This is a genomic window from Oliverpabstia sp., from assembly GCF_022785585.1.
GTDB lineage: Bacteria > Bacillota > Clostridia > Lachnospirales > Lachnospiraceae > Oliverpabstia > Oliverpabstia intestinalis.
In genome coordinates this window covers 1-23,360 of sequence record NZ_JALFPR010000140.1, presented here as the reverse complement: position 1 = coordinate 23,360, position 23,360 = coordinate 1, and the positions used below count along the sequence as shown (strand labels likewise).

General features: G+C 45.7%; 20 protein-coding genes and 1 tRNA gene. 15 read left to right on the top strand and 6 right to left on the bottom strand.

All coding sequences use genetic code 11. The features are described from left to right. Positions 1 to 53 precede the first annotated feature (53 nt). The 4 genes from MSA64_RS09875 to MSA64_RS09860 all read left to right on the top strand — a co-directional run bounded on the left by MSA64_RS09875 (position 54) and on the right by MSA64_RS09860 (position 5,424). Positions 54 to 1,805, top strand: coding sequence for a peptidoglycan D,D-transpeptidase FtsI family protein (locus MSA64_RS09875; RefSeq protein WP_287891493.1), 1,752 nt, complete (start codon positions 54 to 56; stop codon positions 1,803 to 1,805). A gap of 132 nt (positions 1,806 to 1,937) precedes the next feature. Beyond that, on the top strand, positions 1,938 to 2,894 hold the full coding sequence (gene mraY / locus MSA64_RS09870) for a phospho-N-acetylmuramoyl-pentapeptide-transferase (RefSeq protein ID WP_022171094.1): 957 nt from the start codon (positions 1,938 to 1,940) through the stop codon (positions 2,892 to 2,894). 27 nt (positions 2,895 to 2,921) lie between these two features. After that, complete coding sequence (murD, locus tag MSA64_RS09865) at positions 2,922 to 4,298, top strand: UDP-N-acetylmuramoyl-L-alanine--D-glutamate ligase (protein ID WP_277663718.1); 1,377 nt, start codon at positions 2,922 to 2,924, stop codon at positions 4,296 to 4,298. Then, entirely contained in the window at positions 4,291 to 5,424 is a 1,134-nt protein-coding gene (locus tag MSA64_RS09860; RefSeq protein ID WP_287891492.1) for an RluA family pseudouridine synthase, read from the top strand. Before murD ends, MSA64_RS09860 begins: the two co-directional genes overlap by 8 nt. A gap of 327 nt (positions 5,425 to 5,751) precedes the next feature. Here MSA64_RS09860 and MSA64_RS09855 read toward each other — a convergent pair whose 3' ends face one another. The 5 genes from MSA64_RS09855 to MSA64_RS09835 all read right to left on the bottom strand — a co-directional run bounded on the left by MSA64_RS09855 (position 5,752) and on the right by MSA64_RS09835 (position 10,183). After that, positions 5,752 to 6,798: an ABC transporter substrate-binding protein gene (locus MSA64_RS09855; RefSeq protein ID WP_227338246.1), complete on the bottom strand. Its 1,047-nt coding sequence runs from the start codon at positions 6,796 to 6,798 to the stop codon at positions 5,752 to 5,754. Positions 6,799 to 6,814: 16 nt separating this feature from the next. Further along, positions 6,815 to 7,594, bottom strand: coding sequence for an ABC transporter permease (locus MSA64_RS09850; protein ID WP_154431344.1), 780 nt, complete (start codon positions 7,592 to 7,594; stop codon positions 6,815 to 6,817). After that, the gene (locus MSA64_RS09845; RefSeq protein WP_154431345.1) at positions 7,588 to 8,412 is read right to left on the bottom strand and encodes an ABC transporter permease; all 825 of its coding nucleotides are present in this window, start codon (positions 8,410 to 8,412) and stop codon (positions 7,588 to 7,590) included. Before MSA64_RS09845 ends, MSA64_RS09850 begins: the two co-directional genes overlap by 7 nt. Further along, positions 8,405 to 9,478: an ABC transporter ATP-binding protein gene (locus MSA64_RS09840; protein ID WP_022171100.1), complete on the bottom strand. Its 1,074-nt coding sequence runs from the start codon at positions 9,476 to 9,478 to the stop codon at positions 8,405 to 8,407. Before MSA64_RS09840 ends, MSA64_RS09845 begins: the two co-directional genes overlap by 8 nt. A gap of 168 nt (positions 9,479 to 9,646) precedes the next feature. Then, positions 9,647 to 10,183, bottom strand: a complete 537-nt coding sequence (locus MSA64_RS09835) for a cupin domain-containing protein (protein WP_154431346.1) — start codon at positions 10,181 to 10,183, stop codon at positions 9,647 to 9,649. 225 nt (positions 10,184 to 10,408) lie between these two features. On the opposite strand from MSA64_RS09835, the gene MSA64_RS09830 reads away from it, so the two are divergent. From MSA64_RS09830 to thrS, 7 genes are all read left to right on the top strand, one after another. Beyond that, entirely contained in the window at positions 10,409 to 11,500 is a 1,092-nt protein-coding gene (locus MSA64_RS09830; protein ID WP_022171102.1) for an FtsW/RodA/SpoVE family cell cycle protein, read from the top strand. 32 nt (positions 11,501 to 11,532) lie between these two features. Beyond that, positions 11,533 to 12,801 carry a UDP-N-acetylglucosamine 1-carboxyvinyltransferase gene (murA, locus tag MSA64_RS09825; protein WP_277663238.1) on the top strand — a complete coding sequence of 423 codons (1,269 nt, stop codon included), beginning with the start codon at positions 11,533 to 11,535 and terminating at the stop codon, positions 12,799 to 12,801. After that, positions 12,798 to 14,183 (top strand): cell division protein FtsQ/DivIB, encoded by a 1,386-nt coding sequence (locus MSA64_RS09820; protein WP_287891491.1) that lies wholly within the window; start codon positions 12,798 to 12,800, stop codon positions 14,181 to 14,183. The genes murA and MSA64_RS09820 overlap by 4 nt, the downstream gene beginning before the upstream one ends. Positions 14,184 to 14,378: 195 nt before the next feature. Further along, on the top strand, positions 14,379 to 15,533 hold the full coding sequence (gene ftsZ, locus MSA64_RS09815; RefSeq protein WP_106491605.1) for a cell division protein FtsZ: 1,155 nt from the start codon (positions 14,379 to 14,381) through the stop codon (positions 15,531 to 15,533). Between the two features lie 132 nt (positions 15,534 to 15,665). After that, positions 15,666 to 16,775 carry a DUF362 domain-containing protein gene (locus MSA64_RS09810; protein ID WP_287891490.1) on the top strand — a complete coding sequence of 370 codons (1,110 nt, stop codon included), beginning with the start codon at positions 15,666 to 15,668 and terminating at the stop codon, positions 16,773 to 16,775. Positions 16,776 to 16,845: 70 nt separating this feature from the next. Further along, on the top strand, positions 16,846 to 17,838 hold the full coding sequence (locus MSA64_RS09805) for a 2-hydroxyacid dehydrogenase (RefSeq protein ID WP_277663235.1): 993 nt from the start codon (positions 16,846 to 16,848) through the stop codon (positions 17,836 to 17,838). Between the two features lie 397 nt (positions 17,839 to 18,235). Further along, positions 18,236 to 20,011 (top strand): threonine--tRNA ligase, encoded by a 1,776-nt coding sequence (gene thrS, locus MSA64_RS09800; protein ID WP_022171108.1) that lies wholly within the window; start codon positions 18,236 to 18,238, stop codon positions 20,009 to 20,011. 192 nt (positions 20,012 to 20,203) lie between these two features. On the opposite strand, the gene MSA64_RS09795 is transcribed toward thrS, so the two are convergent. Further along, positions 20,204 to 20,286, bottom strand: a tRNA-Leu gene (locus MSA64_RS09795). 197 nt (positions 20,287 to 20,483) lie between these two features. On the opposite strand from MSA64_RS09795, the gene MSA64_RS09790 reads away from it, so the two are divergent. The 4 genes from MSA64_RS09790 to MSA64_RS09775 all read left to right on the top strand — a co-directional run. Next, positions 20,484 to 20,666, top strand: coding sequence for a DUF6472 family protein (locus MSA64_RS09790; RefSeq protein ID WP_154431349.1), 183 nt, complete (start codon positions 20,484 to 20,486; stop codon positions 20,664 to 20,666). Between the two features lie 131 nt (positions 20,667 to 20,797). Then, on the top strand, positions 20,798 to 21,544 hold the full coding sequence (locus MSA64_RS09785) for a hypothetical protein (protein WP_117525083.1): 747 nt from the start codon (positions 20,798 to 20,800) through the stop codon (positions 21,542 to 21,544). A gap of 241 nt (positions 21,545 to 21,785) precedes the next feature. Beyond that, complete coding sequence (locus MSA64_RS09780) at positions 21,786 to 23,039, top strand: exonuclease SbcCD subunit D (RefSeq protein ID WP_277663234.1); 1,254 nt, start codon at positions 21,786 to 21,788, stop codon at positions 23,037 to 23,039. Then, a partial coding sequence (locus tag MSA64_RS09775; protein WP_287891489.1) for an AAA family ATPase occupies positions 23,036 to 23,360 on the top strand: 325 nt, incomplete at its 3' end. The genes MSA64_RS09780 and MSA64_RS09775, both read left to right, overlap by 4 nt.

Genomic DNA, 23,360 nt, shown 5'->3' with positions numbered 1-23,360 from the left:
TAACCTCGCAGAAGTGACCATACATTAAATGGAAAGCTTCTGCGGGGTTTTTTATGGAGAAAAATAAAACATTTCATAAGAAAAAAACGCTGGTGGTTTTTCTGGGATGTATGTTTATGCTGACAGCTTTGATAGGGCGATTGGTCAATCTGATGGTAGTACAGTCGGAATATTATGCGAAAAAAGCCGATGATCTGCACGAAAGAGAGCGTAAGATCAAGGCCGCGAGAGGGCGAATTCTCGATGCGAACGGAGTTGTACTGGCAGATAATAAAACAGTTTGTACGATATCCGTGATTCACAGCCAGATCAAAGAACCGGAAAAGGTAATTGCGATGCTGACAAAAGAGCTGGGAATCGATGAGGCGGAAGCACGAAAACGGGTGAATAAAATATCCTCGATCGAAAGAGTAAAAACAAATGTGGAAAAAGAAGTGGGGGATAAGATCCGGGAATATCAGCTTGCCGGCGTAAAAGTGGACGAGGATTTTCGAAGATTTTATCCGTATGGCGGGCTTGCTTCCCGGGTACTTGGATTTACCGGAGGAGATAATCAGGGAATCATCGGACTGGAAGTAAAATACGAAGAAGTGTTAAAAGGAATCAACGGGACAATTCTCACAACAACGGATGCCAGAGGAATCGAGCAAAATGGAATCGGGGAAAAACGAAAGGAACCGGTAGCGGGATTCGATCTCTGTATCAGTCTGGATTATAATATGCAGATGTATGCCCAGCAGGAGGCTGAACGTGTGATGGAACAAAAAGAAGCGGAGAAAGTATCGGTTCTTCTGCTTAATCCTCAAAACGGCGAAATCTATGCCTGTGTAAATGTACCGGAATTTGATCTGAATGATCCGTACACACTGCCGGAGTCTGTGACTGCATCAGACCGGAAGGAACGGACGGATGCGCTAAATCGGATGTGGCGAAATACCTGTATCAATGACACGTATGAACCAGGGTCTACATTTAAAATTATCACGGCATCAGCCGGGCTTGAAGCCGGTGTGGTAACGTTGCAGGATCAGTTTTCCTGTCCTGGCTTTCGGGTGGTGGAAGATCGGCGGATTCACTGTGCAAGAAGAACCGGACATGGAGCACAGACCTTTGTACAGGGAATTGAAAATTCCTGTAATCCGGTTTTTATTGATGTGGCATTACGGCTGGGTGTGGAAAAATATTACGATTATTTTCAAAAATTCGGTTTATTGGAAAAAACAGGTATTGATCTGCCGGGGGAAGCGGGAACCATTATGCATAAAAAAGAAAATATCGGACAGGTGGAACTGGCAACTATCGCATTCGGTCAGTCATTCCAGATTACTCCTCTGCAGCTGGCAACGACAGCCGCCTCTCTGATCAACGGTGGGGAGAGAATCACACCCCATTTCGGAGTAAAGGTGCAAAACCGGGATGGAAAGGTCATAAAAACGTATTCATATGAGAAAAAAAAGAAAATTCTTTCGGGGCAGACATCGGAGAAAATGCGCTATGCCCTGGAAATGGTAGTGAAAGAGGGTGGAGGAAAAAACGGGCAGGTGGAAGGATATCGGATCGGCGGGAAAACAGCTACTTCTCAGACATTGCCCAGAAGTGCCAACCGGTATATTTCCTCTTTTCTCGGTTTTGCTCCGGCCGATGATCCGGTGATCCTCGGGGTCTGTATCATCTATAATCCGCAGGGAATCTATTATGGCGGAACAATAGCAGCCCCGGTGATGAAAACGATTTTTGAGAATGTGCTGCCGTATCTGGGAATAGATAAAACAGCAGTCGTGACAGAGGAGAGCAAAACAGAATGACAGAATCACGGAATTTTCGGAAGCATTTGTGTGAAGCGTGTGGAATAACGGTTGATGAATAGAGGGAAAAGTATTATACTTAGAACGTAAAAAAACTGAACAGAAAAATGTTCATAATGTACGAGGTGAAGTATGGATTTTAAAATTGTGATACCGGTGATTATTTCTTTTGTGATCAGTGTGATTCTGGCACCAGTGATTATTCCGTTTCTGAGGAGACTGAAAGCATCCCAGACGGAACGTACCGACGGTGTGAAGTCCCATCTTTCCAAGGCGGGAACTCCGACCATGGGTGGTCTGATCTTTCTGATTGCAGTAACAGTGACATCTTTGCTTTATATAAAAGATTATCCGAAGATCATTCCGATCTTATTTCTTACGCTGGGATTTGGTCTGATCGGATTTCTGGATGATTATCTGAAGGTTGTGCTGAAACGCTCCGATGGACTGCTTCCGGCACAGAAGATGGCAGGCCAGATCGTGGTAACTGCAATTTTTGCTTTTTATCTGATTCGCTTTACTGACGTTAAACTGACACTGTTGGTACCTTTCAGTCATGGATATTACTGGAATATCGGCTGGGTGGCAGTACCGCTTTTATTTGTAGCGGTGATCGGTACGGTAAACGGTGTCAATTTTACAGATGGTCTGGATGGTCTGGCATCCAGCGTAACCGTAATGGTGGCAACATTCTTTACGGTAGTGGCAGTGGGAACACAAAGCGGTATTGAACCGATTACCTGTGCGGTTGTCGGCGCACTGATGGGATTTTTGCTGTTCAATGTATTTCCGGCGAAAGTATTTATGGGAGATACCGGCTCACTGGCACTGGGAGGATTTGTTGCAGGTACTGCTTACATGTTGCAGATGCCGCTGTTTCTGATTCTGGTAGGCCTTATTTATCTGATTGAGGTGGCATCTGTTATTATACAGGTTACGTATTTTAAAAAGACCGGAGGAAAGAGATTCTTTAAGATGGCACCGATCCACCATCATTTTGAATTGTGTGGATGGTCTGAGACAAGAGTTGTGGCAGTTTTCTCCATTATCACAGCAATCCTGTGTATGATCGGTCTGCTGGCACTCTAAGCACATTGAAAGAACGGGGAGAGAACCATGAAGTTAGAAGGAAAACGTGTATTAGTATTTGGCGCCGGTATCAGCGGTATCGGTGCAGCGGATCTGCTCTGTAAAGTGGGAGCTTGTCCGGTGATTTATGATGGAAACGACAAACAGGATCCGGAGGCGATCAAAGCCAGACTGGAACAGCCGGAGAATGTGGATATTATTCTCGGAGAACTGTCTGAAGAGGCGAGAAAAACACTGGATCTGGTAGTGATGAGTCCTGGAGTTCCGACGGATCTTCCGATTGTGAAGACACTTCGCACACAGGGACTTCCGATCTGGGGTGAGGTAGAACTTGCTTATCAGATGGGTAAAGGAAAAGTCCTGGCGATCACAGGAACCAACGGAAAGACAACGACAACTGCCATGCTTGGAAAAATCATGAGTGATTATCTGGACAGTGTCTATGTGGTTGGAAATATTGGAACACCGTATACTTCTGTAGCTCTGGACACAAAAGAAGAGACTGTGACAGTGGCGGAAATCAGCAGCTTCCAGTTAGAGACCATCCAGGACTTCCAGCCTGCTGTCAGTGCAATTTTGAATATCACAGAGGATCATCTGAACCGTCATCATACGATGGAAGAATATATCCGTGTGAAAGAACTGATCACCGGCAACCAGACCAAAGATCAGGTCTGTGTACTGAATTATGAAGATAAGGTGCTGAGAACTTTTGGGGAAAGCGGACAGGTGAAAGCAAAAGTTGTGTATTTTTCCAGCCTCAGAGAACTTCCACAGGGTATTTTCCTGAGAGGAAAAGAGATTGTTTTAAGAGCCGGAGAAAAAGAATTCGTGATCACGACCACAGACCGCCTGAAGATCCTTGGCCGACATAACCACGAAAATACAATGGCGGCAGCAGCCATGGCATATTATGCAGGTGTTCCGGTGGAAAATATCAAAAAAAGTGTGGAAAACTTTGTGGCAGTAGAGCACCGGATCGAATATGTGACAGAGAAAAACGGAGTGGTATATTATAACGATTCCAAAGGAACCAACCCGGATGCGGCTATCAAAGGAATCCAGGCCATGGACCGTCCGACACTGCTGATCGGTGGAGGATATGACAAACAGTCTTCTTACGACGAGTGGATCGAAGCTTTTGACGGAAAAGTTCGTTTCCTGGTGCTGATTGGTCAAACGAGAGAAAAGATCGAAGAGACCGCCCACAAGTGTGGATTTATGAATACGATTCTGGCTGATAATCTGGAAGAAGCCGTAAAGATTTGTGCCGAAAAAGCAAACAAAGGCGATGCGGTTCTCTTATCACCGGCATGTGCAAGCTGGGGACAGTTCGACAACTACGAACAGCGTGGTCGGATGTTCAAAGAATATGTATACGCCCTGCCGGAGGCAGATGCGTAACGAGAGCCGGAGGGTATGGAGCCTTCAGGTGGAAGAAGGAGGAATCGTACAGGAAGTATTGAGAAAACAGGCAGGTTTCACAAAAAAAGAAATCAGCCGTGCAAAATTCCTTCCTGACGGAATCCGGAAAAATGGTACCCGGTGCAGAGTCACAGAAAAAACTCTGCCCGGTGATATCATAGAGATCCTGTTGGAGACGGAAACACAGACTTCCGCTCATCTGGCAGTCAATACAGAGGTCCTGGATATTCTTTACGAAGACCAGGACCTTTTAGCTGTCAACAAACCGGCAGGTGTGGTCACTCACCCTCAGGGCGGCCACTATGAAGACACCCTGGCAAACCAGGTAAGTGCCTACTATGCTTTTCGGCAGGAGTCCCACACCGTCCGCCCCATCGGCCGCCTGGACAAAGACACATCTGGCATCGTTCTCTTCGCCAAAAACCAGACCGCAGCCGCCAGACTGCAAAAACAGAGAGAGCGGGGAGAATTACAGAAAACCTATCTTGCCGTGACAGAGATTTCTGTAAAATGGAACGATGATACCAAAAAACAGGAGCAGGGAGAAATTCCTGTACGCAGGGAACCATTCCGTGAACACAAAAACCAGACGGGTAATCTGAAAAACATCGAAAGAACTCCGGAACACACAGGTCAGGCAGAAGAAAAACATAAGAAAGACGTCGAAGAAAAAAATAAAGTGGAAAAATTCCCCGGATGGAGTGAAATCATCCGGCGGATGGAAGAATACGAGACAACGGCAGATACGGACGGATGGACTCGAATCGACACTCCAATGGCTCCTGATCCTGAAAACCGTCTGCGCATGATTCCTACCCCTCTCGGCAAACCCGCTAGAACCCTCTATAAATCCCTCTGGACCGGCAAAGCCAACCAATGCTTCACCCTCCACCTGGAAACCGGCAGAACCCACCAAATCCGCCTCCACATGGCAATCTTGAAGTGCCCTCTGCTCGGCGATCCCCTTTACGGCGGAGATCAGACCCAACTCCACCGGGCAGCTCTTCACGCCTACGGAGTCACCCTGTATCAACCCTACACCGGCGAAAAACTCCACCTGACAGCTCCCATTCCGAAAGACATCCGAAACCTGGATCTGGGGTAAAAATACATTTTTCGTAACTGTTCAGTACCTTCACAGTTACGAGCCAAAATGCATAAAAAATCAAATCCAGATTCCACATTAGGCGCGGAATCTGGCTTTCCCCTTCCAAACAACAGCAAAAAACACCGGACTCCAGGGGCAGGCAGCACTTTGTGGGCGTTTAGGGCAAGCTTTGAAATCCGACACTTACGGAGACTTTCGCTTGGGTCAGCTGACCCAAGTGAATATAGTCGCAGTTAGTGGCTAGTTCAAAGTTGCCCTGCCCACGCTGCCTGCCCCTGGAGTCCGGTGCTTTTTGCGTCCGGCGTAAGGGAAAAATCAAACTTTTTAGTCCAGTTTAATCTCCTTCCACAACTTACTGTAATAATCCTGCGTCCCCCGGTCCAATGACCTGAAAATCTCACAATTATCCAGCACATCACTGGGAGGAAACAGTGCCGGATCCTCCGTATACTTTGCAGGCAGAATCTCAGCCAGCTTTTTATTCGGCGTTCCATAATGATTATACTCAAAACTGATCTTTGAAATATCCACCCGAAGCAGATAATTCAGGAACTTTTCCGCATTTTCCATATTCTTACAATCCTTTGTGACTGCCCAGGAATCTACCCAGACGTTGGATCCTTCTTTCGGAACCACATAAGCCAGATCGTCATTATACTCTGTTGCATAAGGAGCTTCTCCGGAATACACCAGTGCGATAGCAGCATTTTCAGCGATCATTTCGTCACGTGCGGAATCCAGCAGATACGCCTGTACCATCGGTCGCTGTTCAATTAAAATCTTTTCCGCCTCATCCAGTTCATCCGTATTATCCGTATTAATGGAATACCCAAGCATCTTCAGCGCAGGAACGAAGGAATCCCGGACACTGTTTTCCATGATGATCTGGCCACTGTATTTTGAATTAAAAAGAATATCCCAGGAATCCACCTTTTCATCCACCAGACGTGTGTTATAAAGAATGCCCAGTGTACCCCAGTAATGAGGAATCGTATATTTGTTTTCAGGGTCAAATGTCTTCGAAAATTCCCAGAGATGTTCGTCTACATTGGCAGCATTCGGAATATTGTCAAAGTTGATCGGAAGAAGTTCATCTTCTGTACGAAGCTTTTCCAGAATATAATCGGAAGAACAGATTACATCATAGTCCACAATATCTGCCTTATATTTCATATACATTTCTTCCGGGGACTGATATTCTTCATACAGGATCTTGATGCCGGTTTCTTTCTCAAAAGAATCGATGATGGAAGGATCCAGATAATCTCCGTAGTTAAAAACAACCAAAGAATTATTTTTGTTATAGCCACACCCGCCAAGAAGAAAAAGGGATCCGGAAAGTACAGATACTATCAGTAATTTATGTTTCATATTCATGAGTCTCTTTTTACACCTCCATACTGTTTTTTCTTCCGGATAAGAAGTTAAAGAGCAGCAGCAGAACAAGAATCAGCAGAAACAGGAGCGTGGAAAGTGCATACATTTCCGGCTGGATTCCACGTTTCACTTCAGAATATACCATCGTAGAGATGGTGTTGATCCCAGGCCCTCTGGTAAAATAGGTGATCACAAAATCATCCATCGACATTGTGGCTGCCATCAGAAAACCGGACATGATGCCCGGCATCAGTTCCGGCCAGCAGACTTTGAAAAAGGCATACAGTGGGGTGGCTCCAAGATCAAGTGCAGCCTCATATGCATTTTTATTGAGAGTCCGAAGACGGGGCAGGACATTTAAAATCACATACGGAACACCGAATGTCACATGCCCGATAAATACTGTGGTAATTCCCAATTTGATAAAACGGATAAATAACAGTGTCAGAGACAATGCAGTAACGATCTCGGCATTTAACATCGGGATATTGGTAGCTCCCAGCATGATAGAGTAATTTCGCTTTTTCATTGCGCTGATGCCGATGGCACCAACCACACCGATAATGGTGGCTGCCAGTGCAGAGCCGAAAGCCAGTGTCAGGGTGGTGGTGAAGGCATCCGTGATCCGACTGTTATCAAAAAGGTTTGCATACCATTGAAAAGTAAATCCACTCCAGGTAACTCTGGCCTTGGATTTGTTAAAAGACAGTACAACCAGAACGATAATCGGCAGATACAACAACAGAAAGATGAATGCCATATACAGTCGTTTGACCCATGTTTTTACCATTTGTTAGTTCCTCCTTCTGATTTATCAAAGACGGACATCAGCCCCATACTTATCAGAGTAAATACCAGCAGTACAAAGGAAAGCCCGCTGCCCAGATTCCAGTTAAAATTGTAGGTAAATTCCTGTTCAATGATATTTCCGATCAGTAAGGTATTGGATCCACCCAGAATGTTTGAAATAACAAAGGAAGTCATGGACGGAACAAATACCATCGTGATCCCGCTGATGACTCCGGGAAGAGACAGCGGGAAAATGATTTTTCGCAGAATGGTAAAATAGCCGGCTCCCAGATCCTTTCCGGCTTCCACAACATCGTCTCCGATGGAAGAAAGAGAATTATAAATCGGAAGGATCATAAATGGCAGAAAATCATAAACCATACCAATTAAAACTGCCTGGAAGGTATAAATAATATGCACCTTCGGAAGATGCAGGAAGCCAAGCAGAGTATTTAATACGCCGTTAGTAGAGAGAATCAGCTGCCATGCCATGGTTCGAAGCAGAAAGTTCATCCACATCGGAAGAATAAAAAGAAAAATGATGAAATTACTTTTCTTCAGATTCAAACTGCATAGCACCAGTCCCAGCGGGTAAGCAAGGATAAAACAGATCAAAGTCGTAAGAAACGCCATTTTAAGAGAAGTCCACAGAGACTTCAGATGTACAGGTTCTGTAATGGCGAGAACATTTGCCAGAGTAAAACCACCGTCTGCGCCGGTAAAGGCGTAATAGAGAACCAGTCCCAGCGGGATCAGGGTAAATCCGATGATCCACAGAATATAGGGAAAAGCAAACCAGGTTTTTTTAGGGCTATTCATTAATATCCACCGCCTTTTCATCCTCAGATTCCGGTTTATGCATGATCTGAATATTGAACGGCTTGACAAAAATCCCCACTTCACTGTCTGCCGGATACATATCCGTGCTGTGTACCAGCCATTCAAAATTATTGGCCAGAACAGTCATCTCATAATGTACGCCTTTGAAGATGACGGAAGTCACACGGCCTTTGATAATACCGACTTCCGGTTTCACCAGTTCTACATCTTCCGGACGGATGACTACGTCTACCGGGTTATTAGTTCCGAAGCCCTCATCTACACATAAGAATTTGGCACCGAGAATTTCCACCAGACGATCCTGGATCATGGTACCGCCTAAAAGGTTACTGTCACCGATAAAATCGGCAACGAAAGCGTTTTGTGGCTCGTTGTAGATATCTTCCGGCGTACCGATCTGCTGGATATAACCGCCGTTCATAACCACAATAGTATCGGACATGGTGAGAGCTTCTTCCTGATCGTGGGTAACGTAGACAAATGTGATTCCCAGCTCATTTTTCAGACGGATCAGTTCGTACTGCATGTCCTGGCGCATCTTGAGATCCAGAGCACCCAGGGGCTCGTCGAGAAGAAGCACTTTCGGTTCATTGACAATGGCACGGGCAATGGCGATTCTCTGTTGCTGACCACCGCTCAAAGCATCGATTTTACGCTTTTCATAGCCATCCAGATTCACCAGTTTCAGTGCATATTTGATCTTGTCATCAATATAGGCTTTGCTTTTCTTTTTTATCCTGAGACCGAAGGCAATGTTTTCTGCCACATTCATATTCGGGAAGAGGGCGTATTTCTGAAATACGGTATTCAACTGGCGTTTATTCGGAGCCAGCTGTGTGATGTTTTTTCCGTCAAAGATAACACTTCCCTCATCCGGAAATAAAAAACCGCCGATGATTCGAAGCGTTGTAGTTTTACCACAGCCGGACGGACCGAGAAGGGTGAGAAATTCGTTCTCGCGGATATAGAGATTCAGATCGTCGAGAATCTTTTCACCGTCAAAGATTTTGGTAATATGCTGTAAATCTATTAATCGATTGCTCATAGTGTCTCCTTTTGTAACTATTCAGTAGCCACTGTCCCGCGAGGTGTTTTGACATGAATATGTCAAAATCCCGAGACATACAAGCCAAAATGCCATCAACGAAGGTGATTTTTTATGCATTTTGGCTCGTAACTGTGAAGGTACTGAACAGTTATCTCCTTTTTATCATCAGAAATTTGGCGGGGAGGAGATCCACAGGATCGTAGCACCCCATTTTCCGGCTTCCAGCCAGTGTTCCTGGCCGGCGGGAAAATAAAACGTTTCTCCTTTTTGTATGCGGTAGGTTTTCTTACCCAGCGTAAGAAGGATACTTCCTTCCAGCACATAGCCCATTTCCTCGCCTGCATGAGGGGGTTCCACACAGGAACGCCCCCGGGGAGCAAGGGTCATACGGATGGGTTCCATCTGATTTTTCTGTGCGTTTGGAACCAGCCATTCAATCTGGTGTCCAAGTTCAGGATCATCTTTCAGAAAATAATCTTCTTCTCGAAAGACAATCTGTTCCGGTGTGTCATCTGTAAAAAATTCCTGAAGGTTGCTGCCAAGACACTGCAGGATATCTGCGAGGGTACTGATGGATGGTGAGGTAAGGTTTCGCTCAACCTGGGAGATGAATCCTTTGGTAAGTTCAGCCCGGTCTGCCAGTTCCTGCTGAGTCAGTCCATTCTGTGTCCGCAGACTTTTCAGTTTTGTTCCAATGTCCATAAAAACTCCTTTAAAAGGCACACGAAAATCCCGATTATCAGCCATGTGGCAGGTAAAGAGCCCCGTCTTACCGATAATCGGGAAAGTATCGTATTACTAAATTCTGTGTTTACTATTATTAAAATCAATTATAAAAAAAAAACGATATTTGTCAATGGAAATTTATTAAAAAAGTACTGAATATTTTTGCGATTCATAGACTGAAAAAAAAAGCGTGTAAAATCTATGAAAAAAGTACAAAAAGAAGGGAAGGAAGATGAGCTTCTGATCCTTTTCGTAGCGATATTGACACTGGCCGGATTATTTTTTTTATATAGTACAGGTACATATAATGGAAAAGTAAAGTTTGGAGATGCAGGATACTATCTGAAAAAGCAGTTATTTGCCAGTGTGCTGGGCATGATTGCTTTTTGGGTGATGGCACGGATCGATTATCATCGGGTGGCGGCTTTTGCCACGGTACTGTATCTGTGTTCCATCGCGTTGTCTACGGCTGTCTTATTTGTAGGAAGATCCTATAATGGGTCAAAACGCTGGCTGGCACTGGGACCATTGTCGTTTCAGCCGGCGGAATTTGCAAAAGCAGCGGTAATACTGTTTCTGTCATTCAGGATCAGCAACCGGAAGAAAAAGACAGACAGTCTCTGGTTTATGCTCCGGACGATGGCGGCGCTGTTACCGATTGTCGGGCTGGTGGGAACAAATAATCTGAGTACGGCGATTATTATTCTTGGTATCGGCGTGATTCTGATCTTTGTGGCACACCCGAGGTATCTGCCTTTTCTTGGAATAGGAGCCGCGGGGATTGGATTTGTCGCGATTTTTTTGAGTATGGAAAGTTATCGGCTCGAACGCCTTGCCATCTGGAGGGATCCGGAAAAATATGAAAAAGGGTTTCAGACGATCCAGGGCTTGTATGCGATCGGAAGTGGGGGAATCTTCGGGCGTGGGATGGGAAACAGTCTGCAAAAATTGGGATTTGTACCCGAAGCACAAAATGATATGATTTTTTCCATCATCTGTGAGGAAACAGGACTGTTTGGAGCTATACTGGTTATCCTTCTGTTTGGAGGCCTGATCTGGAGACTCATGGTGGCAGCAGTTCGGGCAGAGGATCTGCTGGGAGAACTGATAGGCGCCGGAATCATGGGCCATATTGCACTCCAGGTAATCCTGAATATTGCTGTTGTTACAAATACGATTCCCAATACCGGGATTACATTGCCGTTTATCAGTTATGGAGGAACATCTGTATTGTTTTTGATGGGAGAGATGGGGCTTGCATTGTCAGTCACCAGATATTCCCGTGCTGCATAGAATAAGATAACAGGGCATGTGGGAGCAAACGAGTGAGTGAAATATGGATGCGTGGAAATGGTCCGCTGGAAGGAGAAGTAAAGGTTCAGGGATCGAAGAATGCTGCCCTGCCAATGATGGCGGCTGCAGTGCTGCATGAGGGAAGGACCGTGCTTCACAACTGTCCCCGGATTGCAGATGTGTTTGAAATGGAAGCAATCCTGCGGTCGATCGGAGTAAAGACCGCGTGGAGTGGCCATACACTGGAGCTGGACTGTAATAAGATCTGTGAGACCGGTATTCCCGGAGAAGAGACGCGCACGATGCGATCTTCCATCCTGCTGCTCGGAAGTATGCTTGGAAGATGTAAGCGGATCCGGATCGGTTATCCCGGCGGCTGTACGATCGGGGCACGTCCTGTTGATCTGCATCTGGATGCAATGAAAAAAATGGGTGTCCTGATCAGGGAAATAGAGGGGGAGATCTGCGGAGAATGTCCGGAGGGTCTTTCCGGTGCCCATATTCATTTTCCGATTTCCAGTGTGGGTGCTACGGAAAATGCTTTGCTTGCAGGTGTTACGGCACGGGGGGAAACGCTTCTTGAAAACTGTGCCCTGGAGCCGGAAATCATGCATCTATGTCATTTTTTACAGGCGATGGGAGCGGAAATCCGTGGGATCGGAACAAGAAAAATCTGGATGCGCAGAGCCGCGGCTTTGCGGGATGTGGAATATACGATTCCTACAGACCGGATCGTAGCGGGAACCTGTCTGTATGCTGCTGCAGCCACAAGAGGTCAGATCGGTCTGAAAGATGTGGATCCGCAGGAAATGAAATCTGTACTTCGGGTATATGAGAAAATGGGTGGACAATGGGAGATGAGGAGTGGTACACTAAGGGCGAATGCAGCCGGAATCCGTTTTCCGGTGGAGCAGGTGTGTACGATGCCGTATCCCGGATTTCCCACGGATATGCAGTCAATTTTGATGTCGGTGCTTCTTACAGTTCCGGGAGAAAGCAGGATCGAAGAAAGGATTTTTGAAAAACGCTTTCAGATAGTGGAAGAGCTGAGAAAAATGGGAGGCAGGATCACGGTTACCGGCAGACAGGCGGTTGTCTGTGGTGGCAGAAAACTGACGGGGACAACGGTATGTGCCAGGGAACTGCGTGGAGGTGCTGCGCTTGTGGTGGCGGGGCTTTCAGCACAGGGAGAAAGCGTCGTGAAACATGCGGAGTATATAGAACGGGGATATGAACGACCGGATCAGTTGTTCGGGCAATTGGGTGCGGTAATCAGAATAAGGGAACAGGTGGAAGAATGAAAAAAAGATTCAGAAGAATAGAGCTGACAAAAGAAGGAAAAATGATTACAGCCGGAGCTGTGGCAGCCATCGTGCTGCTGGCTCTGCTGGCATTTTTCTTTTTGTTTCGGGTGGACAAAGTGTATGTGGTGGGAAATACCAGATACACCGATGAAGAAGTAAAAGAATATGTGATGACAACACCATTGACATCTAACACGGTGCTTGCGATGTTATTTGAAAGACATAAAAATGCAGAAAATATTCCGTTTGTGGATTCTTTTGATCTTGAGAGAGTCAATGCCCATACCATTCGGATCCATGTAAATGAGAAAAAAATTGTCGGTTATATCACACAGGGAACAGAGAGGCTGTATTTTAACAAGGACGGACTTGTGGTGGAAGTGACTGCTATGGAGCAGGATGAAATTGATTCCATGGATCAGGAAGAAGAAGAACTGAATCAGTTAAAGGAGCAGGCCGCACAGGAAGCTGCCGCAAAAGAAGCGGATGCGGCACTGGAAGCTCTGACAGGAGAAAGTGCCGATACAACGGACAGGGCAGATACAGAAGATGCACAGAAAGAAGATGGTACAGAGAGTGATACGCAACAGGCAGACAGTACAGAGGGACAGGTACTGCAGGCTGTAGAGTCTGATACCGGGAATGAAAACGCGACAAAATTTAAGGCAGCAGTAACAGATGTGCCAAGAGTTATCGGCATCACAGATAAGGAAAAAGGTATCGCACTCGGAGATACGATTCCGGCGATTGCAGATGGTATCTATAATACAATTCTTGGAATCACCCGTATGGTGGAAAAGTATGAAATTCTTCCGGAGATGGTGTGTTTTGATGAGAATCAGGAGATTATTCTGGTGTATAACAACGGAAACATCCACTGCAATCTGGGAAAAGATACGCTGTTGGAGGAAAAGATTACCAGAGTAGCGGCAATTCTTCCAAAATTATCTGATTTTACGGGTATTCTCCACCTGGAAGATTATGAAACGGATATTACCAACATTATCTTTTCGAAAGAGACGCTGTATACACTGAAAATGGAAATTGCACAGATTGAGGGAAGAGACTTCGGCGAAGATACGGAAGATCCGGCGGCAGATACACAAACTGAAGACGGATCTCAGGATCCGGCAGGAGAGGGAGAGGGCAGCGCAGATTCTGCAACAGATGAAAGTGATACACAAGGAGACACCGTGACAGATCCTGATGCTTCCGGTGAAGATACAAAGACACAGGATGACAGCACACAGGACAACGGATCCGGAGACGGAAGCGATAACAGTACTACCGAAGAGGACGGGGGGATGACGGACACCGGGGCAGGAACAGAACAAAACGGTACAGATACGTCGGAGACACAGAAAACTGCGGGGGAGTAAACCGCAGGAAAACAAAATCCGGAAAAACCTTACAAAATTCGAAAAAAAACATGAAATCTGAAAAAAATAGTTGATTAATCAGAGAAGAAATTATATTATATAACCATATGTAACTCTTTAAGATAAGGCAAAAGTACCCTGAAGGGAATAAATATAAGCGCAAGCAAAAAAGGAGGAAGTACTTTGTTAGAGATTATGACAAATGAAGCGGAATCATCTGCAAAGATTATAGTAATTGGTGTAGGTGGAGCCGGTAATAATGCAGTAAACCGCATGGTAGAAGAAACAATCGGCGGTGTGGAGTTTATCGGGGTAAACACTGATAAACAGGCTTTGACTCTTTGCAAAGCTCCTACCGTATTACAGATAGGTGAGAAACTGACAAAAGGTCTTGGAGCCGGAGCAAAGCCTGAGATCGGTGAAAAAGCGGCAGAAGAGAGTATGGAAGAGATCCGTCAGCTGATGGAAGGTGCTGACATGGTATTCGTTACCTGTGGTATGGGTGGCGGAACCGGAACAGGTGCTGCACCGGTTGTTGCAGGTATTGCAAAAGAGATGGGCATCCTGACTGTCGGTGTTGTGACAAAACCGTTCCGTTTTGAGGCAAAAACCCGTATGAGCAACGCTCTGATGGGAATTGATAAATTAAAAGACAACGTAGACACTCTGATCGTTATCCCGAATGATAAACTGCTTGAGATCGTTGACCGTCGGACTACGATGCCGGAAGCACTGAAGAAAGCAGATGAAGTTTTACAGCAGGCAGTACAGGGCATCACAGACCTGATCAACATGCCGGCACTGATCAACCTGGATTTCGCAGATGTTCAGACTGTCATGAAAGACAAAGGAATCGCTCATATCGGTATCGGCGAGGCAAAGGGCGACGACAAAGCACTGGAAGCTGTACAGCAGGCTGTATCCAGTCCGTTGCTTGAGACAACCATCCAGGGTGCAAGCCATGTGATCATTAACATCTCCGGAGATATCTCCCTGATGGATGCAAATGATGCTGCAAGCTATGTACAGAACCTGGCAGGCGAAGATGCAAACATCATCTTTGGTGCCATGTATGATGATACCGCAGTAGATTCTGCTAAGATCACGGTTATTGCAACCGGACTGAATGATGCAACTGCAAAACAGGCAAGCGTAAGCAAAGCTTCTGCAGTACCTGCTCAGCCAGTACAGACTGCACAGGTAAAAGAAGCAGCACCGGAAAAACCTGCATTTTCCCAGGGTATGACGATGCCGAGTTTCCAGATGCCAAAAGCAAATCCGGGAGCACCGACCAGCAGTACTGTTCCGAGAAAAGATATCCAGATTCCGGATTTCCTGAAAAGAAGATAAAACGCAACTATTCAGTAGGTAGCATTCTGCGAGAGTACTGAACAGTTACGATAAAACAGAAAAATAAAAACCCCGGGGTGAACTCCGGGGTTTTTTGACTCTTACGTAAAAAGCAGACAGAAAGGAACAGATATGGAAAAAGAAGAATTACTGTTGATTCATGGAACAGAGTATAAAGAGATGACAAAAGAGATCCTGTATGCTGCCGGACTGGAAGCACAGATCGGAGCGAGGGACAAAAAGATTGGGATCAAGCCGAACCTGGTGGCTCCGTCGGAGGCTTTTCTGGGGGCAACAACTCATCCTGAAATTGTGGCTGGAATCATCGAATATCTGCAGGAAGCGGGATTTCAGAATATCATCATGCTGGAAGGTTCCTGGGTAGGGGATAAGACGAGAGAATCCATGCAAGTCTGTGGATATGAGAAGCTGAGCGAAATGTACAAGGTTCCATTTAAAGATATGCAGGCAGATCCCGGAGAACTGACGGAGTGCGGAGGGATGGAACTTGAGATCTGCCGGGAGGCAAAAAGTCTCGATTTTCTGATCAATGTACCGGTGATGAAGGGGCATTGCCAGACGAAGATCACCTGTGCACTGAAGAATATGAAGGGACTGCTTCCAAACCGGGAAAAACGTCATTTTCACGCGATGGGACTGCATAAACCGATTGCACACCTGGCAGTCGGGCTGCATCAGGATTTTATTCTGGTTGACAATATCTGCGGGGACTGGGACTTTGAGGACGGAGGCAATCCGGTGGAGATGAACCGTTTGATCGCCGGAAGAGATCCGGTACTGGTCGATGCATTTGTCTGCCATGAGATGGGGTATGGGGTGGAAGAAGTGCCGTATATCCGAATGGCAGAAGCGCTGGGGGCCGGATGTGCAGACTGGACACAGGCCCGGGTCCGGGAACTGAATCCACCGGTTTCACAGGTGGTAAAGACCGGAAGGAGAAAAGTAGTGGAAGTAGCGGATGCCGTAGAGGAGGTGGAGTCCTGCAGTGCCTGTTACGGGTATCTGATTCCTGCACTCGACCGGTTAAAAGAAGAAGGCGTTCTGGAAAAACTGGATACGAAGATATGTATCGGACAGGGATATCGGGGAAAGACAGGAACGCTTGGAATCGGCAGCTGCACCAGGGGGTTTGCTTCCTGTCTGCAGGGATGTCCGCCTACTGATGAGGAAATCTATCAATTTCTAAAAAAATGTATACAGGAAAAAGAAGAAAGGATATAATAAGAAAGACAGAAAACTGTCTGGAAAATAATGTTTCTATATGAAAAAACAGAAAAAGGAGGAGCATGCTGTGAAGATTTTATTTTATGATACAAAAAGTTATGATAAAGAGTCTTTTGAAGCAAAAGCAAAAGACTATCCGGATATTCAGATCGAATATCTGAAATCTGAACTGGTTCCGAGTACTGCAAAACTGGCAAAAGGATACGATGCGATCTGTGCATTTGTCAGCAGTGATGTGGGAACCGAAACGATCGATGTCCTGTCTGCGTGTGGAGTGAAACTGATTCTGATGCGCTGTGCGGGATTTAACAATGTGGATGTGGAGAAAGCGACCGCATGTGGAATCAAAGTCATGCGTGTGCCCGGATATTCCCCGGAAGCTGTAGCAGAACACGCGATGGCACTGGCACTGGCTGCCACCCGGAGAATCCACAAAGCCTATGTGAGAGTTCGCGAAAACGACTTCAGCCTTGGTGGTATGCAGGGAGTAAATTTCTACCGGAAAACAGCCGGTATCGTGGGAACCGGTAAAATCGGTGCGGCAATGGCGAGAATCTGTCATGGATTTGGCATGAATGTCATTGCCTATGATAAATATCAGAATCCGGCACTGGATTTCGTAAAATACGTATCGTTGGATGAACTGCTGGCGCAGAGCGACCTGATTTCCCTTCACTGCCCACTGATGGATGAGACCTATCATATGATCAATCGGGAATCTATCAGAAAGATGAAAGATGGTGTGATCCTGGTCAATACCTCCCGTGGTGGTCTGGTAAAGACAGAAGATCTGATCGAGGGAATCCGTGCAAGAAAATTCTTTGCAGTCGGCCTGGATGTATACGAAGAAGAAAAGAAAAATGTATTTGAAGACCGTTCCGATGAGATTATGGAGACTTCAGTGACGGCGAGACTGCTGTCCTTCCCGAATGTTATTATTACCTCTCATCAGGGATTCTTCACTTATGAAGCATTGGATGCCATCAGTGAGACAACTCTTAACAATGCAATGGCGTTTACAAAAGGGGAAAGAACAGGAAACGAAGTGGAAATTGAGTAAAAAAGCATTGAATTTCCATCGGTATTATATTATAATGAACTCGGTTTAGAAAATAGTATGAAAAAGCGTTGACGAAGAAAGTAATGCAGTCAGATCTATACAGAGAGAGAAATGTATGGTGGAAGTTTCTTATGGACAGGTTGCAGGAAAACCACTTCTGAGTTGTGCGTAGAAGGATGAGATTTCATCCGAAGCGTTACCGGGTTGCTCTGTTACAGGCAATAAGAGAAAAATAAGGTGGAACCGTGCATAATAGCACCCTTAGGTGGCAGTCTGTCATCTAAGGGTGTTTTTTCGTTACTCGGGTAATGAGTTAAAGTCTGTTCTTTCATGGAATCTTGACTACTGCCGTAATAGCGTGTTTTTCTCGCTGACAATGGTAAAAAGGAGAAGAAAAATGGTAAATTTTAAAGAAGATGAACAGTTAAAAACATTGAATCATTCCTGTGCCCATGTAATGGCTCAGGCGATCAAACATCTGTATCCACAGGCAAAGTTCTGGGTTGGACCTGTTGTTGCAGAGGGCTTCTATTATGATATTGATCTTGGAGAGGATGTAATTCGTGATGAGGACATCGAAAAGATCACAAAAGAGATGAAAAAAGTTGTAAAATCCGGCAAAAAGATCATCCGTCGTGAAGTGTCTAAAGAAGAAGCACTGGAAATGTTCGCCGATGATCCTTATAAACTGGATCTGATCGCAGATCTGGAAGAGGGAAATATCACTGTTTACGATCAGGGTGACTTTACCGATTTGTGTCGTGGACCTCACGTGGATAATGTAAAACTTTGTAAACATTTTAAACTGATTCGTCACTCCGGAGCTTACTGGAAGGGTGACAGTAAAAACAAAATGCTGCAGCGTATCTACGGTGTATGTTTCCCGACCGCAGAAGAACTGGAAGCACATCTGCAGTTACTGGAGGAAGCAAAAGAAAGAGATCACAGAAAGATTGGAAAAGATATGAATTTGTTCATGGTTGACGATCTGGTTGGACGTGGTCTGCCGATGTTCCTGCCGAAAGGATATACAATCTGGCAGGAGCTGGAAAATTACATCAAGGAAAAAGAACGTAAACTGGGTTATCTGCATGTTATGACACCTTGTGTTGGTACTGTCAACCTGTATAAGACTTCCGGCCACTGGGATCACTACAAAGAGAACATGTTCCCGCCGATGGAGATGGAAGGGGAATCTTTTGTTCTTCGTCCGATGAACTGTCCGCATCATATGATGATTTATGCAAATAAAAGACATTCTTATAAAAACCTGCCGATCCGTATCGGCGAGATTGCGCATGACTTCCGTTATGAGAGCAGCGGAACGCTGAAAGGTATCGAACGGGGAAGACATTTCTGTCAGAACGATGCCCATCTGTTTGTAACACCGGAACAGATCAAGGATGAATTTACAAAAGTAGTAGAACTGATCTTCAGTACCTATAAAGATTTCGGAATCACCAATTATCGTTGTGTACTGTCTCTGCGTGATCCGGAAAACAAAGAAAAATATCATGATGATGATGAGATGTGGAACACAGCAGAAGATGCACTGCGTGATGTAATGAACAGCATCGGAATCGAATACACCGAAGAAATCGGAGAAGCTGCATTCTATGGCCCGAAACTGGATGTCAATGTACAGCCTGCCATCGGTAACGAGATTACCCTGTCTACCTGTCAGCTGGACTTCTGCCTGCCGGCGAAATTCAATCTGTCCTACATCGACAGCAACGGAGAAAAACAGACACCGGTTGTTTTGCACCGCGCAATTCTTGGATCTCTGGATCGTTTCATGGCATACATTCTGGAAGAGACCAAAGGAAACCTGCCGACCTGGCTGGCACCTGTTCAGGCACGTGTTATGCCGGTTAAGACCGACGATGAAGGTCTGAATGCATATGCACAGGAAATCGTGGATGCATTGGAAGCAGCAGATGTCCGTGTGGAACTGGATGACCGTGCAGAAAAACTTGGGTATCGTATGCGTGAAGGTCAGGTAGAAAAAGTACCGTATCTGCTGGTTGTCGGATTCAATGAAAAAGACGACAGAACCGTTTCCTTCCGTCTGCATGGCGAAAAAGAAACTACGGTTCTGCCACTGGATACTTTTGTAGAAAAGATCAAAGCAGAGATTGCAGAAAAATCAAGAGAACACATTCACGTAAACTAATTTCAGGAAAACGGGAAGAATTATGTTTTATTGATATACAATAAAAAAATCCCCTGTGGAAGTTCAGGATTTCCAACAGGGGATTTTTTTCGGTGAATATCAATAATTAATCCAATGGATTGATTTTATTAGCAGAAATATACGTCCGTGTAAAGAAAAAGCTGCTGCATATGATGTATGCAACAGCTCGGATGCCGCTGGCCGGACTCGAACCGGCACGGCTGTTAACCGCTTGATTTTGAGTCAAGTGCGTCTGCCAATTCCGCCACAGCGGCATGAAAAACGGTTCGCTAAAACCGACCTTTATAATATCATATCAGCGGATAAAAAGCAAGCATTTTATTTTGAGATGGAAAAATAGATTTCCACTTGTATCGGAGTAAGAGAGCGGATATAATAAAAAACAGGGCTCTCTACACAGCGAAAGCAGAGCCGGAAAAAGGACTGCAAATAAGAAAACGGGGGAAAAGTGATGGCAGAACAGACAAACTGTGAGAGTTGTGCGAATTATGTATACGATGAAGAATCCGATTGCTACTGCTGCGAAGTGGATCTGGATGAAGATGAGATGTATCGGTTTTTAAGTGATACTTTTTACCAGTGTCCGTATTATCAGCTGGACGACGAATATCGGATCGTAAGAAAACAAATGTAAAAAAAGAATAAAGTCTCTGTTTCAGTTTGACAAACAAAAGATTCTTCATTAAAATTGAAAAATAGTGGTAACTGTAAAGTTATAAAGCAGTTACGGACAGTGAAAAAGAAACAGGAGAACGGAGGAAAACTATGTATCAATATCAGGATCAGAAGGAAATGCGCCGGGCCCTTAACGGCAAGATGATCGTTATGCTGGTGGGAATCATGCTGGTTATGACAGCTCTGACATCCAGCCTGTCCTACGGTATGCGGTGCTGGTCAATGGCAGGAATGGCGGACAAGGGGAATGAAGAGGTTCTGGAGGCATTAAAACAGATTGACATTACAAGCGGAACACTTCGCGCATGCAGCGTAGTATATTATATTCAGGCAGTGATCGAAACCATGGTTGGAATCTTTTGTTTCCGGTTAAACAATCGGCTGGATAAGGTTGCACTTTTGTGGAAAATGAGCCTGGGAATTCTGGGTCTCGAAGTTCTGGCGGGTGTTGCACTGACAGCAATGCATATGATCAGTCCGTTTATGATCATTTCCAATCTGCTGTTACCGTTGTTTCTGCTCTGGGCGGTTAGTGGCCTGAAAAAGGTAGCGAAAAATCATCCGGATCGTATCTATGCGGTAGAACCGAACAATCGGAAAAAAGGAAAGGAAGCAGATAAAACTTCCGTTCAACCGAAAAAAGCAGGACAGAAGAAAAGTCTGATGGAGCATGCAACACAGGTAACACCGGAGAATATCACACCACTGGAACTGACCAGGGAACTGGAGAAAGAAGATGCCAACGTAACAGAAGAGGTTCAGGAAGCATCTGAGGAAGAGGTTGCAGAAGTGACAGAAACAAAAGAAGAGAAAAAGGAAACACAGGAGCAAGAATAAGGATCAAAATTCCCTGCCATCCGGCCAATGACCGGTTGTGTGGGGAATTTTATAGTTTACGCGAGCAACGAGTCAAAGTCCGTGCCTGCACGAGACCTTGACGACTGCCGCGGTAGTTTGAGAAACTCGCGGAGCGTGTTTCTCATAGTCTATGCGAGCAACGAGTCAAAGTCCGTGCCTGCACGAGACCTTGACGACTGTCGCGATAATGTGAGAAATCTAACAGAAAGAAGGCGAGGCAATGCATTTTTTTCATTTATCCGATCTGCATATCGGGAAGCAGTTATATGGATATTCTCTGCTGGAAGATCAGGAGTGGATCCTGACAGAGATTTATGAATTGATCCGGGAGAAACGACCGGACGGTGTCCTGATCGCTGGTGATGTGTATGACAAATCAGTACCTGCAGCGGAAGCGGTTACGGTATTTGACCGGTTTCTTACCAAAGTAAGCCAGCTGGAACCGAAGATTCCGGTGCTGATCATCAGCGGGAATCATGATTCTCCGGAACGACTGGCGTTCGGTGCAAAGATTCTGAGCAGGCAACAGATCTATGTGGCGGGAACCTGTCCACAGATACCGGAAGACCATCTGAAAAAGGTCACTTTTCAAGATGAATGGGGAGAGACAGAGGTATGGATGCTTCCGTTTGTGAAACCTGGATATGTGCGAAAACTAATGGAAGAGAGCAAAAAGGAAACAGACAGAGAGGACGGAGCAGGAGAACAAAGAGACCGCGACGGGGAAACAGAGATAAAAGTGAAAAACGGATGGGAAGAGATACGCAGGGATTATAATGAGGCGGTAAAATTTCTTCTGGAGAGAGAGCAGGTGGATACGGAGAAACGAAATATACTGATTTCCCATCAGTTCTATACTGCAGGTGGTGAGACACCGAAAACCAGTGATTCCGAGACGATAAGTGTGGGAGGACTTGATCAGGTGGATATTTCGTGTCTTGCGCCGTTTTCCTATGTGGCACTGGGACATATCCACCGCCCGCAGTCGATGGGAAGAGAAAGTATCCGTTACTGTGGTTCGATGTTAAAATACTCGCTCAGTGAGTGGGAACAGGAAAAATCGGTGACAGAAGTGATTCTGGAAGCACCGGGACAGGAACCGGTGATTCAGCTGCATCCGCTGCATCCGTTACGGGAGATATGCGTGATCAGGGGAAGACTGGAAGAGATTCTGGAAGCGAACAAAGACAGTATCTGCGAGGATTATGTCAGTATTGTTCTGACGGATGAAGAGGAACTGTATCAGCCGAAGGAACAGCTGGAACGGATCTTTACGCATATTCTGGAAGTGAGGACAGAGAGAAACCGGAAGCTTGTACAAGAATGGGAAGACGGACAGGCAGAGGATACACAGACAGATCCGAAACTGGTTTTTGAACAGTTCTTTTCCCAGATTCAGGGACGGAAGCTGCAGGAAGAAGAGGCGGCAGTGCTGGAAGAAGTATTTGCGAAAATCAGGGAGGAAGAAGGATGAGACCGATGATACTGACGATGTCCGCATTTGGCTCTTATGCGGACTGCGTGACAATAGATTTCGGGCAGGTGCAGCAGGGTGTGTTTCTGATCACGGGAGATACCGGGGCAGGTAAGACAACGATCTTTGACGGGATCACCTATGCACTGTATGGACAGACCAGCGGTGGACGGAGAGACGGAACCATGATGCGCAGCCAGTACGCGCCGGATGGGACGAAGACATATGTGGATCTGACATTTTCCACCGGGGGACAGGTCTGGCGGGTGCTTCGAAGTCCGGAGTATGAGAGGGAGAGCAAACGACGGAACAAAGACGGTG